The 14,866-nt window shown below is 73.1% G+C and carries 14 protein-coding genes; 2 read left to right on the top strand and 12 right to left on the bottom strand.

Annotated features, from left to right (window positions below; all coding sequences use genetic code 11):
• Position 1 precedes the first annotated feature (1 nt).
• The 6 genes from ACI78T_RS10545 to ACI78T_RS10520 all read right to left on the bottom strand — a co-directional run bounded on the left by ACI78T_RS10545 (position 2) and on the right by ACI78T_RS10520 (position 5,376).
• Entirely contained in the window at positions 2-2,389 is a 2,388-nt protein-coding gene (locus ACI78T_RS10545) for an ATP-binding cassette domain-containing protein (RefSeq protein ID WP_456558045.1), read from the bottom strand.
• Between the two features lie 56 nt (positions 2,390-2,445).
• Complete coding sequence (locus ACI78T_RS10540) at positions 2,446-2,865, bottom strand: VOC family protein (protein WP_456558044.1); 420 nt, start codon at positions 2,863-2,865, stop codon at positions 2,446-2,448.
• A 5-nt stretch (positions 2,866-2,870) separates the two neighbouring features.
• Positions 2,871-3,320, bottom strand: coding sequence for a helix-turn-helix transcriptional regulator (locus tag ACI78T_RS10535; RefSeq protein ID WP_456558043.1), 450 nt, complete (start codon positions 3,318-3,320; stop codon positions 2,871-2,873).
• A gap of 63 nt (positions 3,321-3,383) precedes the next feature.
• Positions 3,384-3,668: a hypothetical protein gene (locus ACI78T_RS10530; protein WP_456558042.1), complete on the bottom strand. Its 285-nt coding sequence runs from the start codon at positions 3,666-3,668 to the stop codon at positions 3,384-3,386.
• 20 nt (positions 3,669-3,688) lie between these two features.
• Complete coding sequence (locus ACI78T_RS10525; protein WP_456558041.1) at positions 3,689-4,468, bottom strand: SDR family NAD(P)-dependent oxidoreductase; 780 nt, start codon at positions 4,466-4,468, stop codon at positions 3,689-3,691.
• A gap of 77 nt (positions 4,469-4,545) precedes the next feature.
• Positions 4,546-5,376, bottom strand: coding sequence for a polysaccharide deacetylase family protein (locus ACI78T_RS10520; protein WP_456558040.1), 831 nt, complete (start codon positions 5,374-5,376; stop codon positions 4,546-4,548).
• Between the two features lie 269 nt (positions 5,377-5,645).
• Here ACI78T_RS10520 and ACI78T_RS10515 point away from each other — a divergent pair, with 269 nt between their 5' ends.
• Together ACI78T_RS10515 and ACI78T_RS10510 are read left to right on the top strand one after the other, a co-directional pair.
• Positions 5,646-7,745, top strand: a complete 2,100-nt coding sequence (locus ACI78T_RS10515; protein WP_456558039.1) for a S8 family serine peptidase — start codon at positions 5,646-5,648, stop codon at positions 7,743-7,745.
• Positions 7,746-7,761: 16 nt separating this feature from the next.
• Entirely contained in the window at positions 7,762-10,389 is a 2,628-nt protein-coding gene (locus ACI78T_RS10510) for a putative bifunctional diguanylate cyclase/phosphodiesterase (protein WP_456558038.1), read from the top strand.
• Between the two features lie 3 nt (positions 10,390-10,392).
• Here ACI78T_RS10510 and idi read toward each other — a convergent pair whose 3' ends face one another.
• The 6 genes from idi to paaA all read right to left on the bottom strand — a co-directional run bounded on the left by idi (position 10,393) and on the right by paaA (position 14,823).
• A complete protein-coding gene (idi, locus tag ACI78T_RS10505; protein WP_456558037.1) occupies positions 10,393-10,935 on the bottom strand; it encodes an isopentenyl-diphosphate Delta-isomerase in 543 nt (180 codons plus the stop codon).
• Positions 10,936-10,996: 61 nt separating this feature from the next.
• Positions 10,997-12,079 (bottom strand): 1,2-phenylacetyl-CoA epoxidase subunit PaaE, encoded by a 1,083-nt coding sequence (gene paaE / locus ACI78T_RS10500; RefSeq protein ID WP_456558036.1) that lies wholly within the window; start codon positions 12,077-12,079, stop codon positions 10,997-10,999.
• Positions 12,079-12,618 carry a 1,2-phenylacetyl-CoA epoxidase subunit PaaD gene (gene paaD, locus ACI78T_RS10495; protein ID WP_456558035.1) on the bottom strand — a complete coding sequence of 180 codons (540 nt, stop codon included), beginning with the start codon at positions 12,616-12,618 and terminating at the stop codon, positions 12,079-12,081. The genes paaE and paaD overlap by 1 nt, the downstream gene beginning before the upstream one ends.
• The gene (gene paaC / locus ACI78T_RS10490) at positions 12,615-13,523 is read right to left on the bottom strand and encodes a 1,2-phenylacetyl-CoA epoxidase subunit PaaC (protein ID WP_456558034.1); all 909 of its coding nucleotides are present in this window, start codon (positions 13,521-13,523) and stop codon (positions 12,615-12,617) included. Before paaC ends, paaD begins: the two co-directional genes overlap by 4 nt.
• A complete protein-coding gene (gene paaB, locus ACI78T_RS10485) occupies positions 13,523-13,888 on the bottom strand; it encodes a 1,2-phenylacetyl-CoA epoxidase subunit PaaB (RefSeq protein ID WP_456558033.1) in 366 nt (121 codons plus the stop codon). The genes paaC and paaB overlap by 1 nt, the downstream gene beginning before the upstream one ends.
• Positions 13,885-14,823: a 1,2-phenylacetyl-CoA epoxidase subunit PaaA gene (paaA, locus tag ACI78T_RS10480; protein ID WP_456558032.1), complete on the bottom strand. Its 939-nt coding sequence runs from the start codon at positions 14,821-14,823 to the stop codon at positions 13,885-13,887. The genes paaB and paaA overlap by 4 nt, the downstream gene beginning before the upstream one ends.
• Positions 14,824-14,866 lie beyond the last annotated feature (43 nt).

The raw sequence follows: 14,866 nt of genomic DNA, 5'->3' as shown, positions 1-14,866 counted from the left end.
CTCAGCCGCCCACGTACGCGGCGAGGTGCTCGCCGGTGAGCGTGGAACGGGCGGCCACGAGGTCGGCCGGCGTCCCCTCGAAGACGACCTGGCCGCCCTGGTGCCCGGCGCCGGGACCGATGTCGATGATCCAGTCGGCGTGCGCCATCACCGCCTGGTGGTGCTCGATGACCAGCACCGACTTGCCCGAGTCCACGAGCCGGTCGAGCAGGCCCAGCAGCTGCTCGACGTCGGCGAGGTGCAGGCCGGTGGTCGGCTCGTCGAGGACGTAGACGTCGCCCTTCTCCGCCATCTGCGCGGCCAGCTTGAGCCGCTGGCGCTCGCCGCCGGAGAGCGTGGTCAGCGGCTGGCCGAGGGTCAGGTACCCCAGCCCGACGTCGGCCAGCCGGTCGAGGATCGTGTGCGCCGCCGGCGTGCGTGCCTCGCCCGTGCCGAAGAACTCCTCGGCCTCGGTCACCGACATCGCCAGGACCTCGGCGATGGTGCGGCCGCCGAACGTGTACTCCAGCACGGAGGCCTGGAACCGGCGGCCCTCGCACTCCTCGCACGGCGACTCGACCGTCGCCATGACACCGAGCTCGGTGTAGATGACGCCGGCGCCGTTGCAGGTGGGGCAGGCGCCCTCGGAGTTCGAGCTGAACAGCGCGGGCTTGACGCCGTTGGCCTTCGCGAACGCCTTGCGGATCGGCTCCAGCAACCCGGTGTAGGTGGCCGGGTTGCTGCGGCGCGAGCCGCGGATCGCGCCCTGGTCGACGACGACGACGCCGTCCCTCGGCGCGACCGAGCCGTGGATCAGCGAGCTCTTGCCGGAGCCGGCGACACCGGTGACGACGCAGAGGACCCCGAGCGGGATGTCGACGTCGACGTCCCGGAGGTTGTGCGTGCTGGCCCCGCGGACCTCGAGGGTGCCGGCCGGCGTGCGGACGTCCGGCTTGAGCGCCGCCCGGTAGCCGAGGTGGCGGCCGGTGAGCGTGCCGCTCCCCCGGAGCCCGTCGAGCGTGCCCTCGTAGACCACCTCGCCGCCGGCCGTGCCGGCCATGGGGCCGAGGTCGACGACGTGGTCGGCGATCGCGATCGTCTCGGGCTTGTGCTCGACCACCAGCACCGTGTTGCCCTTGTCCCGCAGCTGCAGGAGCAGGCGGTTCATCCGCTCGATGTCGTGCGGGTGCAGGCCGATCGTCGGCTCGTCGAAGACGTAGGTGACGTCGGTGAGCGAGGACCCGAGGTGGCGGATCATCTTGGTGCGCTGCGCCTCGCCGCCGGACAGCGTGCCCGCCGGCCGGTCGAGGGAGAGGTAGCCCAGCCCGATCTGCTCGAACGAGTCCAGCAGGTGCTGCAGGCCGGTCAGCAGCGGCGCCACCGACGGCTCGTCCAGACCGCGGACCCACGCGGCGAGGTCGCTGATCTGCATCTGGCACAGGTCGGCGATGTTCTTCCCGTCGATCCTCGACGACCGCGCCTCGGGGGTGAGCCGCGTGCCGTCGCACTCCGGGCAGGTCTGGAAGGTGATGACGCGCTCGACGAAGCGCCGGACGTGCGGCTGCAGCGAGTCGACGTCCTTGGAGAGCATGGACTTCTGGACCTTCGGGATCACGCCCTCGTAGGTCAGGTTGATGCCCTCCACCTTGATCTTGGTGGGCTCCGAGTAGAGGAGGGTCTGCATCTCCTTCTTCGTGTACTTCCCGATTGGCTTGTCGAGGTCCAGGCCGACGCCCTGGAAGAGCCGGCCGTACCAGCCCTCCATGCTGTAGCCCGGGACCATCAGGCCGCCCTCGTTCAGCGACTTCGTCTCGTCGTAGAGGGCCGTCAGGTCGAAATCGGAGACCGACCCCATGCCCTCGCACCGCGGGCACATGCCGCCCAGGTAGACGACGTCGCGCACCACGTTCTTCTCGACCCGCCCGCCGGCCTTCTCGGTGCTCATCACGCCGCTCGCCTTGCGCGTCGGGACGTTGAACGAGAACGCGGTCGGGGGCCCGATGTGCGGCGTGCCGAGCCGGCTGAACAGGATGCGCAGCATCGCGTTGGCGTCGGTGGCGGTGCCGACGGTGGAGCGCGGGTTGGCGCCCATCCGCTCCTGGTCGACGATGATCGCCGTCGTCAGGCCCTCGAGCAGGTCGACCTCCGGCCGCGACAGGCTCGGCATGAAGCCCTGGACGAAGGCGCTGTAGGTCTCGTTGATCAGCCGCTGCGACTCCGCGGCGATCGTGTCGAAGACCAGCGAGCTCTTGCCCGAGCCCGAGACACCGGTGAACACGGTGAGCCGGCGCTTGGGGATCTCGACGCTGACGTCCTTGAGGTTGTTGACGCGTGCGCCGAGCACCCGGATCAGGTCGTGGCTGTCGGCGGCGTGCTCCGCGGAGGTGCCGGTCGTCGTGGCCGTGCTCATCTGTCTCCCTCGGTACGGGGGTCGGGTTCCCTGCCTCTAGGACGTCCGGGGACCGCTCAACTGAGCTGCTGGATGCGGATCATGTTGCCCGCGGGGTCGCGGAAGGCGCAGTCGCGGACCCCGTAGGGCTGGTCGGTCGGCTCCTGGACGACCTCGGCACCGCTGGCCTCCAGCGCAGCGAAGGTGGCGGCGAGGTCCCGGGAGGCCAGGTTGACGCCGAAGTAGCTGCCCTTCGCGATGAGCTCGAGCAGCGTGCGCTTCTCGTCGTCGGTCAGGCCCGGGGTCGCGGTCGGCGGGTGCAGGACGATGTTGGTGTCGGGCTGGCCGGGAGGGCCCACGGTGATCCAGCGCATCCCGCCGTAGCCGACGTCGAGGCGGACCTCGAACCCCAGGGAGTCGCGGAAGAAGGCCAGGGAGGCGTCGGGGTCGGTGTGCGGGAGGAAGCTCGAGTGGATGGTGACGTCGGGGGTCTGCATGCCGGTCACGCTAGGGACGGCGCCGCCGCCGGTGCTTCTCGATTCCTGACCGGTCTGGTCACCTGCTTGGCCACGCAGGACGGCATCCCGGCCGTCGACCCGGCCTGCTGCCGCCGGTAGACGCTGGGCGGGACGCCGACCAGCTCGGTGAAGCGGGTGCTGAAGCTGCCCAGCGACGAGCAGCCCACGGCGAAGCACACCTCGGTGACGCTGAGGTCCCCGCGGCGGAGCAGCGCCATGGCCCGCTCGATGCGCCGCGTCATCAGGTAGGCGTAGGGCGACTCGCCGAACGCGGCGCGGAACTCGCGGCTGAGGTGGCCGGCCGACATGTGCGCGCCGCGGGCGAGCGCCTCCACGTCGAGCGGCTGCGCGTACTCGCGGTCGATCCGGTCGCGGACGCGGCGCAGGCGCACGAGGTCGCGCAGGCGCTGCTCCCCGGCGGATGCGCTGGTCACCCCGCGATCGTGCCACGTCCGGCCGGTCTCACCGGCCCTCCACGAGCGCGGTGGACCGGTCGTTCACCCGTCCAGGTCGGGAGCGGTGAACGTGGGCGTCAGCCCGTCGTCCGGCGGGCCGCCCCGGGCGGGCAGCGGCGCCTCGTCCTCGGCGGCGCGCACCAGCGGCAGGGACTCCTCCACCGACGGTTCCTCCAGGTCGCGGGCGTCGCGTTCGAGCGCGGCGAGGAGCCGCTCCTCGTCGGGGGCGAGGTCGCCGGGGCCCAGGTGGCCGCCCGGTTCCCCCGCGTCGGACCCCGATGCCATGCCGCTGTCGGGGTCGGTGCCGTTCGGTCCGGCCATGCTCATGGGGTTCTCCTCTGCCGGGCTCAGCGGGGGAAGTTCGGCTCCAGCCGGGGCACGATCTGCATCTCGGGCACGAAGCTCGACGGGTGCAGCAGCAGCAGGGTGCGGACCATCTCCGCCACCGCCGCGGGCGGCATCATCAGGTGGGACGGGATCCCCCACTGCTCCATCATCGGGGTGTCCATGGCGGCGGGGATGACCGCCTGCACCCGGCACGGGAACGGCCGCTCGGAGCCGTCGGGCAGGGTGACCGCCTTCTCCCGCAGCTCGCGCTGGATGCACCGGGTGGCGTTGAGGAAGCCCGCCTTCGAGCCGTTGTAGGCGATGGCGCCGCTGCCGGAGGTGATCGCCGACAGGGACACGATGTGCACCACGTCCGCGGTCCGGCCCTCCGGCAGGTGCTGGACGCGCTTCATGAACTCGCTGGTCAGGAAGACCGGCCCCTCGAAGTTGACCGCCTGGACCCGCCGGTAGTCGTCGAGGTCGATGTCGGTGATGTAGCCCGGCCGGTCGATGCCGGCCACGTTCACCAGGACGTCGAAGGCGTCGCCGTGCCGGTCGAAGAGCTGGGCCACGACGTCCCGCCGGCTGGCGTCGTCGGTCACGTCGAGCGGGACGACCTCGGCCGATCCCCCGGCCTCGGTGACCCGCGAGCGGGTCTCCTCGCTGCCCGCGGCGTCGATGTCGGCGACCACCACGTGCGCCCCCGCCTCGGCCAGCGCCAGCGACGTGGCGCGCCCGAGCCCGCTGGCCCCACCGGTGACCAGTGCGACCCGACCCTTCAGGGCACCGCTGTCGTCCATCGACCCTCCGTCCGTGATCCTGCTCGTCACGGACAGCCTTCCGGAAGACGCGGCCGGGCGCAGGTCGGGCGGAGGCGTCAGACGACGCTCGTGCTGCCCGCCGCGCGGGTGCCGCGGAGCCGCTGCGCCGGGGTGGCCCAGACGTCGGCCAGCGTGACGGTGCTCAGCCCGCGCTCGGCGATGAGCGCGAGCAGGTCGCCGTACAGCGTCGTCACCGTGGCGTGGTTGGCGTGGCCGACGATGATCCGCTGGGCGCTGAACCACCTCCGGGCGGCGTCCATGAGCTCGGCAGGGGTCAGCACCCGCGAGTCCTCGAGGGTGCCGTCCCACATGACCACGGTGGGGTGCCCCTGGTCGGCGGCGATCCGGTCGACGCGCTCGTCGCGGGCGCCGTACGGCGGGCGGAAGAACGGGCTGTCGCGGACGCCGAAGACGTCGCGCAGGAAGTCGCGGTTGCGGCCGATCTCGTCGGCCACCGCGCGGTCGTCGAGCGTGGTGAGGTCGGGGTGGGACCAGGTGTGGTTGCCCAGGGCGACCTGGCCGGAGTCGACGAGGGGACGCAGCGCCGCCGCGTTCTCCTCCCACGACCGGTAGCAGCCGTTGGGGAAGAAGGTCAGCCGGGTGCCGCTGTCGGCGGCGAACGTCGCGAAGGCGGCGACCACCTCGGTGCTCGTGCCGTCGTCGATGGTCAGGGCGAGCGACGTCCCCTCGCCGGGCAGCCCCTGCACGACCCCGGTGGGCGGGAGGAGCGGCGGGGGTGGCGGGGGTGCCTCGACCGCGGCGGCCGAGGCCGCCAGCGGCGGCGCCTCGCGCGGACCCGGGAGGGGCTCGTCGCGGGTCACGCCGCGACCCACCGCGGCACCGGCCAGGCCGGCCGCCAGGGCGAGGAGGAACCTCCGGCGTTCCATGCCGCGGACGGTATTGAGGCGCCCGGGCGTGTTCCGGAAGCGACCCGGGCGACGCGCCGAATCACTTCGCGCCGCGAGCACCCGTGCGCGGGGCGTGATCACTGGCCTGACTGGCCGCGACCGGCCCGTTCCAACCGGTGAACGACCGCCGTCTCACCCGTGCGGGGGGTGAGCCCGTGTAGCGGTTCTAGAAAGTTTCAGTACCTCGCGCTCCGTGCCGAAGGGATGACGCACATGGAAGTACGGATGTCACCAAGGAGGTGTACGGAATGCGCAGCACTGTGCAGGGCTCCCCGCCAGACGCGCCGGACTACGGCGTGACCTGGGGCGGCGTCCCACTGCAGGCGAAGCGAGCGATGACGGTCGCCGTGGCCACTCTCGTGGCGGCAGGGCTCTTCGGCCCCGCCACCGCGTCGGCGGCGTCGCTCTCGTCGTCGGCCGACCAGGTGTCGGTCATCGTGCGCGAGGCCGCCGGTTCGGGGAACGCCCCCGAGCGGGCGGTGGCCGCGTACGGCGGTTCGGTCACGCGTGAGCTCGGGATCATCGGCGGGTTCACCGCCGACGTCCCCGTCGACCGGATCGACGCGCTCCGCGGCGTCGCGGGCGTCGAGTCGGTCAGCGAGAACGCCTCGCTGACCCTCAACGGTCTGACCAGCGGCACCATCGGCGGCCTGTTCCAGAAGGTCACCGAGGCCGCCACGACCGTGACCCAGCCGGTGACGAACGTCGTCGAGCCCGTCGTCGAGAACACCACGACGACGGTCGCGGAGACCACCGCCGCGGCGGCCAGGACCGTCAACGAGACCGTCGCGGGGCAGGCCGGCCAGCCCGGTTCGCTCTACACGATCGCCAACGACGTCACCGGCGCCTCGGCGATGTGGGACGCCGGCTACACCGGCGCGGGCGTGGACGTGGCCGTCATCGACTCGGGCGCCGTCCCGGTCGACGGCTTCACCGCGTCCGGGAAGCTCCTCTACGGCCCCGACCTGTCCTTCGAGGTCGGGACGCCGCTGGAGAACCTGGACACGAACGGTCACGGCACCCACATGGCCGGCATCATCGGCGGCCGGGACGACGCCGCGAGCGCTCCGTACTCCGGTGACTCGGGCAACTACATCGGCATGGCGCCGGACGCCCGGATCGTCAGCATCAAGGTCGCTGACGCCCTGGGCCACACCGACGTCTCGCAGGCCATCGCGGCCATCGACTGGGTCACCGAGCACGGTGACGACAACGGTCTGAACGTCCGCGTGGTCAACATGTCGTTCGGCACCGACGGCGTCCAGAGCTACCAGCTCGACCCGCTCGCCTACGCCGCCGAGCAGGCGTGGCACAAGGGCATCGTGGTCGTCGTGGCCGTCGGCAACGAGGGCTTCGGCACCGGGAAGGTCAACAACCCGGCCACGGACCCCTACGTCATCGCCGTCGGCAGTGCCGGCACCAACGGCACGGCGGACACCGCCGACGACACCGTCTCCTCGTTCTCGAACGACGGTGACGGCACCCGCAACCCCGACGTGGTCGCCCCCGGCGAGCGCGTCGTGAGCCTCCGCAGCCCGAACTCGTTCCTGGACCAGTCGGCGCCGAGTGCTCGTGTCGGGGAGAAGCTGTTCCGCGGTAGCGGCACCTCGCAGGCGGCAGCCGTCGTCTCGGGCGCCGCGGCGCTGCTGATCAGCCAGCGTCCGGAGATCACGCCGGACGAGGTCAAGGCGCTGCTCATGGGGACGGCCAACACCATCCCCGGCGCCACGGCCGCCCAGCAGGGTTCGGGTCTCATCGACCTGGCCGAGGCGATGAACACCCCCACGCCGGAGAACGCGGTGCAGACGCACGCGCGCTCGACCGGTGCGGGCTCCCTGGACGCCGCCCGTGGGTCGGTGGTCGTGGAGGTCGACGGCGAGGCCGTCACCGGTGAGGTCGACGTGACCGGTCAGGCGATCGACGAGTCGAACGCCGAGACCCTGGCCCAGGGCGTCACCGAGATCGTCGAGGACGCCGCCGCGGAGACGGTCGAGGCCATCTCCGAGCTGCCTGCCGAGGAGCAGGCCGAGGTGATCGAGGACCTGCCGCCCGCGCAGCAGGCCGAGGTCGCCGAGCAGGCCGAGCTCGCCGGCGTCAGCTGGTCGGGCGTGTCCTGGTCCGGCGTCAGCTGGAGCGGCGTGAGCTGGTCCGGCGTCAGCTGGAGCGGCGTGTCCTGGTCCGGCGTCAGCTGGAGCGGCGTGAGCTGGTCCGGCGTCAGCTGGAGCGGCGTGTCCTGGTCCGGCGTCAGCTGGTCCGGTGTGTCCTGGTCCGGTGTCAGCTGGAGCGGTGTCTCCTGGTCCGGCGTGAGCTGGTCCGGGGTCAGCTGGTCCGGCGCGGACTGGTCCTAAGAAGGAGGTGACGACGATGACGAACGGTGTCTCCGACAACCGGTCCGGTGTGAACCGGCTCAGCGTTCCCCAGCGGATCATGCTGCTGACGGGCGTGCTGGCCGCGGTGGCGACGGCGCTGTTCGTCGTCGTCGTCCACCCGCTCGCCGGAGCATCCACGGCTCTGCCCCTGCCGTGGGTGGTCTGGGCGGTCGCCTTCGCCGTCAGCGAGGCGTTCCCGGTGCACGTCCAGGTCAAGCGGGACGCGCACACCTTCTCCGTCAGCGACCTGGTGATGGCCGCCGGCCTGGTGCTGACCACCCCCGGCGACCTCGTCGTCGCCCAGGTGGTCGGCGTCGCGGCCGCCCTCGCCCTGCACCGCCGCCAGCGCGGTCTCAAGCTCGCCTTCAACACGGCGCTGTTCGCCCTCACCGGCTCGGTGGCGACGACGGTTTACGCGCTGCTGTGCTCGCCGCTCACCCCGGGCTGGTACTGGCTGGCGGCGCTGGTCGCGATCGTCGGTGCCACCCTGGTCGGCAACGCGAGCATCTTCGCGGTCATGAGCATCTCCGAGGGCCGCGTCGACCCGGGCAACTTCCTGGCGATGTGCACCCTCACGGTGCCGGCCGCACTCGCCTCGGCCGCGATCGGCCTGCTCGTCGCCCGCACCGCCGTGGCCGACCCCGCCGCGCTGGCCCTGCTGGCGCTGCCCACGATCCTGATCATTGCCTCGTACCGCGCCTACACCGGCGCCCGCGAGCAGCAGGAGAACCTGCGCCTGCTGCACGAGGTCACCTCCCTGCTGCACGCCGGCGACACCCAGGAGGCGCTCGGCGACTTCCTGGACTCCGTCCGCTCGGCCTTCCGCGCCGAGATGGCCGAGCTCGTGCTGCTCGGCCCGGCCGGCCGCGACGGCGCGACGGTGAGCCGCAGCCGCGAGGGTGCCGACGCCGTCGTCATGGCGCCGCTCGACAACCCCGAGGACCACCACCGGCTGCTGCGCCTGGCGACCTCGTCCGGCGCCCTCACCACCCGCACGGGCACCGGCACCGGCGCGGCGCTCGACAGCTACGCCGCCGAGCGCGGCCTCAAGGACGCCGTCGCCGCGGCGCTGCGCACCGAGGACCGCGTGCACGGCCTGCTGCTCGTCGGCGGCCGCATCGGTGACGTCACCACGTTCACCTCGCGCGACCTCGCGCTGCTGGACACGTTCGCCCGGCACGTCGCCACCTCCCTCGAGCGCGGCCGCCTGGAGGAGAACCTCCGCCAGGTCACGGACCTCAAGGAGCAGCTGCGGCACCAGGCGCTGCACGACCCGCTGACCGGGCTGCCCAACCGCACCCTGTTCCTGGACCGCGTGCGGCACGCCGTCGACACCGCCGGCCGCAGCGGCGTCCACCCGGCCGTGCTCTACCTGGACCTCGACGGGTTCAAGCCGGTCAACGACACCTTCGGCCACGAGGCCGGCGACGTGCTCCTGCGGACGGTCGCCGACCGGCTCCGCGGGTGCCTGCGCCCGGCCGACACGGCCGCCCGCCTGGGCGGTGACGAGTTCGTCGTCCTGCTCAACGGGCCGATCGACCGCTTCGGCGTGGCCCGCGTCATCGAGCGCATCCGCGCCCAGCTCGACGTCCCCGTCGTGCTCGGCGACGACGTCGTCGCCACCGTCGGCGCCAGCATCGGCGTCGCGCTCGGGGACGACGTCCCGGACGCCGACACGCTCGTCCGGCACGCCGACATCGCGATGTACACCGCGAAGCGCTCGGCGGGCAACGACTTCGTCGTCTACGAGCCCGGCCTGGGCAACACCACGACCACCCGTAAGGACGTCGCGGCCGAGCTGGCCCAGGGCATCGCGAACGGCGAGCTGCGCACCTTCTACCAGCCGCTCATCGACATGCGCACCGGCCGCCCCATCGGGGCCGAGGCCCTCGTCCGGTGGCAGCACCCGGTCGACGGGCTGCGCGCCCCCGACCAGTTCATCGCGCTGGCGGAGGAGAGCGGCCTGATCACCAAGATCGGCGAGCTCGTCCTCAACGACGCCTGCACGCAGGCCGCCCGGTGGGTGGCCGAGTCCCCGGACCAGGACGACCTCCTGGTGACGGTGAACCTGTCCGCGCGTCAGGTGGCCGACGACCAGATCGTCGAGCAGGTCCGCGAGGCGCTGTCGAGCTCCGGGCTGGAGCCGCACCGGCTGGTCCTCGAGATCACCGAGACGGTGCTCATGCAGGACCGGGACGCCGCGGCCGCCACCCTGTGGCTGCTCAAGGGCCTCGGCGTGCGGATCGCCATCGACGACTTCGGCACCGGCTACTCGTCGCTGGCCTACCTGCGCCGCTTCCCGATCGACATGCTCAAGGTGGCCCGCGAGTTCGTCGACGGCCTCGGCCGCGACGCCCACGACGACGTCATCACCCGGGCGATCGTGGAGCTGGCCGGCACCCTCGGCCTGCTCACGGTGGCGGAGGGCATCGAGACCACGCAGCAGTCGGAGACCGTCGCGGCCCTGGGCTGCGACATCGCGCAGGGCTACCTGTTCTCCCGGCCGATCGAGGCGGACGCGGTCAGCGCCGTCATGTCGGCGTCGCAGGTCTCCGCGGTCGTCCAGCCGCGCGTCCTCGACAGCGACCGGGACGAGCCGGCCGGTGAGCTCGCGCCGGCCTGACGGTCAGGCGGCGGGCACCAGCCCGGCCTCCTCGATCAGGCGGGCCTGCTCGCGGCACCACGGGGACCAGGCATCGCCCTCCGTCTCCTGCCGGCGGCGGAACCCGGCCCAGTCCAGCAGCTCCCACTCCTCCACCTCGGAGGGGTCGGGCTCGGGCGTGCCGGTGAACCGGCCGAGGTAGACCGGGCAGATCTCGTTCTCGACCACACCCCGGAACTCGGCGCGGTAGCGGTAGCCGGGCAGCGCGGGGCGGATGTCCGCGACGCCCAGCCCGAGCTCGAAGCGGGCGCGCCGCGCGATCGCCGAGGCGTCGTCCTCGCCGGGGCCCGGGTGGCCGCAGACGGTGTTGGTCCACATGCCGGGGAACGTGGCCTTGTCCACCGCCCGGCGGGTGAGCAGCAGGCGGCCGGCGTCGTCGAAGAGGTAGGCCGAGAAGGCGCGGTGCAGCGGGGTCTCCCCGTGGTGCACCAGCGGCTTGGGCATCGTGCCGACGGACCGCCCGTCGTCGTCGACGAGAACGATGAGCTCCGGGGCGGGGGTCGTCACGGCCCCATCGTCCCCGACGCGTGGCGACCGCGCCGCCACGCGTCCGGATCAGGCGTCCGGATCAGGCGTCGTAGTCGACGGTGACGGCGTCCGAGACGGGCAGCGACTGGCAGGTGAGGACGTAGCCCGCCGCGACCTCCTCCGGTTCCAGGGCGTAGTTGCGGCGCATCCGCACCTCTCCCCCGGTGACCCGCGCCCGGCACGTGCCGCAGACGCCGCCCTTGCAGGCGAACGGAAGGTCGCCGCGCACCCGCTGGGCCGCGTCCAGCAGCGGCACGTCGCGGGGCAGGGTGAGCGGCGTGGCCCGGCCGTCGAGGACGACGGTCACCTCGCTCGCGGGTCCGGTGACCGCGGAGGCGTCACCCCGGACCGGCTGCGGCGGCACGTCGTCGACGTAGAACAGCTCCTGGTGCACCCGCTCCCGCGGCACGCCCAGGTCGGCGAGCAGGGCGCGGGCATCGGTGACCAGCCCGTGCGGTCCGCAGAGCCACCAGTGGTCGACCCGCCCGGGGTCGACCAGCGCGCCGACCAGCCGGCGCAGCCGCTCCCCCACCAGCCGGCCGCTGGTCACGTCGGAGTCGCGGGCCTCGCGGGACAGCACGTGCAGCAGCGTGAACCGCGGACCGTGCCGGTCCTTCAGGTCGGCCAGCTCGTCGGCGAACATCACCGTGTCCGCCCGGCGGTTGCCGTAGAGCAGCGTGACCGTCGACCTGCCGTCGGCGAGCGCGCTGGCGGCCAGGGACAGGGCCGGCGTGATGCCCGACCCGGCGACGACGAAGACGTGGTCTCCCGGGACCGACAGGTCGGTCGTGAACCGGCCGGACGGCGGCAGCATCTCCACCTCGTCGCCGGGGCGGACCCTGTGCACCAGCCAGGAGGAGAACAGCCCGCCCGGCACCTCGCGGACGCCGATGCGCAGCGGCGCTCCCGCGGGCGCGCAGATCGAGTAGTCGCGGCGCTCGTCGCGCCCGGCGTCCGTGCGCCGCAGCGTGAGCGACTGGCCTGGCCGGAAGGCGAACTCAGCGGCCAGCTCCTCCGGGACGTCGAAGGTGACGGCCGCGGCGTCGTCGGTCAGCCGGTCGACGCGCGCCACTGTCAGCCGGTGGAACGTGCGGCGCCGGGTCAGCACGGGCGCGGCCGTCACTAGATCTCCTTCACGTGCTCGAACGGCTCCCGGCACTGCCGGCACCGGCGCAGCGCCGTGCAGGCGGTGGCGCCGAACTCGCTGACCTCCTCCGTGTCCGCGGAGCCGCAGAGCGGGCAGGCGGCGGTCCGGCGCGGCCGGCCCAGGTCCAGCGGCACCGGCCCCGGCGGCCGGGCGGGGGCCGCGCCCGGCGGCGCGATGCCGGCCTGGGCGAGCTTGCGGCGGCCCTCGGCCGAGATCCAGTCGGTGCTCCACGCCGGCCAGAGCACCGTGCGGACGTCGACCCGCTCGAACCCGGCGTCGTGCAGGGCGTGCAGCAGGTCGGCGCGCATCACGCCGATCGCCGGGCAGCCGGAGTACGTGGGGGTGATCTCGACGACCACGGTGCCGTCGGCCTCGGTGCGCACGTCGCGGAGGACGCCGAGGTCGGCGAGGGTCAGGACCGGGAGCTCCGGGTCGACGACCGCCTCGGCGACCGGTCGCGGGTCGAGCCGCTCGTCCCCGCGCCGGCCGGTCCGCCGCAGCGTCCGCCCGCTCACCACGTCGCCCCCGGGTGGGCGCGGGCGAGGCCCTGCAGCCCGTCGAGGAGGGCGGCCAGCTCCGGACCGTGGCGGCCCGCATGCCCTTGCGGCGGGAAGTCGGCGGGCCACGGAGGGACGGCGAGGGTGGCCCGCTCCAGCACCTGGGTCAGGACGCCGCGGACCTCGTCCCGGAGGACGACCGGGTCCACCCCGACCCGCTCCCCCGCCAGCCGGCGCTCGACGTCGGTGGCGGCGAAGAGGTCCGCGGTGAGCGGCCAGACGGCGTCGGCAGCGGCCTGCGCGCGCCGGTGCGACTCCGCCGTCCCGTCGCCGAGCCGCAGCACCCAGCGCGCGGCGTGGTCGCGGTGGTAGGTCAGCTCGGGGACGGCCTTGGCCGCGACCGCGGCCAGCACCGGGTCGCGCGACCCGCGCAGCCGGGCGGCCAGCGCGAGGCGCCACGTCGAGGCCACGAGCAGCCGGACGACGGTGTGCGCGAAGTCCCCGTTCGGGGCGGCCGCCAGGCCTGCGCAGCGGAACTCGTCGGCGTCGCGGAAGTAGGCCAGCGCGTCCTCGTCCGGCACCGCCGCACCCGCGCGGTCCCGCGACCGCCCGACCACCCCGCACGACCCGGCCCGCGCGAGCAGCAGCCGCGCCTGCCCGAGCAGGTCGAGGGCGATGTTGGCCAGCGCCACCTCCTCCTCGAGCTCGGGGGCCCGGGTGATCCACTCGGTCAGGCGCTGGCTGAGCACGAGCGCGTCGTCGCCGAGCATGAGGCAGTAGGCGCCGAGGTCGGCCGGGTCGACGCCCGCCGGGACCGTGGTGTCGACGCCGGCGAGCGGGTCGTCGAACCCGGTGCCGAACGCCCAGCGCGCCTCGTCGCCGTGGGCGGCGGTCAGCGCGTCGTAGACGGTCTCCTCGTGCATCAGATGTGCGGGACGTCGTCGGGGATGTCGTAGAACGTCGGGTGCCGGTAGACCTTGTCGCCACTGGGGGCGAACATCGGGTCCTTCTCGTCCGGGCTCGACGCGGTGATGTCGGCCGAGCGGACCACCCAGATGCTCACGCCCTCGTTGCGGCGCGTGTAGAGGTCGCGGGCGGCGTGCACGGCCATCTCGTCGTCCGGCGCGTGCAGCGAGCCGACGTGCACGTGGTTGAGCCCGCGCTTGCCCCGGACGAAGACCTCGTAGAGCGGCCAGTCGCGGCGGCTCACCGACGGCTCCGGTCGCACCGGGACGCCGGTCACCGGGACCGCGCCGTGGCCCCCCTCGGCGGTGAGGTCGGTGCTCATGCGTGCTTCTCCGCGTACGCGGTGGCCGCCTCGGTCACCCACGCGTTGTCGTCGCGCGCGGCCCGCCGGCGGGCGATCCGCACCCGGTTCATCGGCCCCTCACCGCTGATCACCGTCCGGAACTCCGCCCAGTCGATCGCGCCGAACCGGTGGTGCCCGGCGTCGGCGTCCCAGGACAGCTCCGGGTCGGGCAGCGTGACCCCCAGGAACTCCGCCTGCGGCACCGTCATGTCGACGAAGCGCTGGCGGAGCTCGTCGTTGGTGTGCCGCTTGACCCCCCACGCCATCGACTGCGCGGTGTTGGGGCTGTCGGCGTCCGGCGGGCCGAACATCATGAGCGAGGGCCACCACCACCTGTCGACGGCGTCCTGCACCATCGCCCGCTGCTCATCGGTGCCGCGCATCATCGTGAGCAGCAGCTCGTAGCCCTGCCGCTGGTGGAACGACTCCTCCTTGCAGATGCGGATCATCGCGCGGGCGTAGGGCCCGTAGCTCGACCGGCACAGCGGGACCTGGTTGCAGATGGCCGCGCCGTCGACCAGCCAGCCGATGACGCCGACGTCGGCGTAGGACAGCGTCGGGTAGTTGAAGATCGAGCTGTACTTCTGCCGGCCCTCGACGAGCTTGTCGGTGAGGTCGGCCCGGTCGGCGCCGAGCGTCTCCGCGGCCGAGTACAGGTACAGCCCGTGCCCGGCCTCGTCCTGCACCTTGGCCAGCAGGATCGCCTTGCGGCGCAGGCTCGGGGCCGACAGCAGCCAGTCGCCCTCGGGCTGCATCCCGATGATCTCCGAGTGGGCGTGCTGGGCGATCTGGCGGATCAGCGTCCGGCGGTACCCCTCGGGCATCCAGTCCCGCGGTTCGATCCGGTGGTCGGCCGCGATGGTGGCCTCGAAGTCGCGCTCGAGGTCGGGCGCGGGGGGCGAATCGACGGTCACGCACCCCTCCTCGTCGATTTACTGACCAACTGGTCGGTAAAGT

It is taken from the genome of Blastococcus sp. SYSU D00922 (assembly GCF_054050495.1).
The sequence above is the reverse complement of the archived record's forward strand: the minus strand, read 5'-3'. Positions and strand labels throughout refer to the sequence as shown.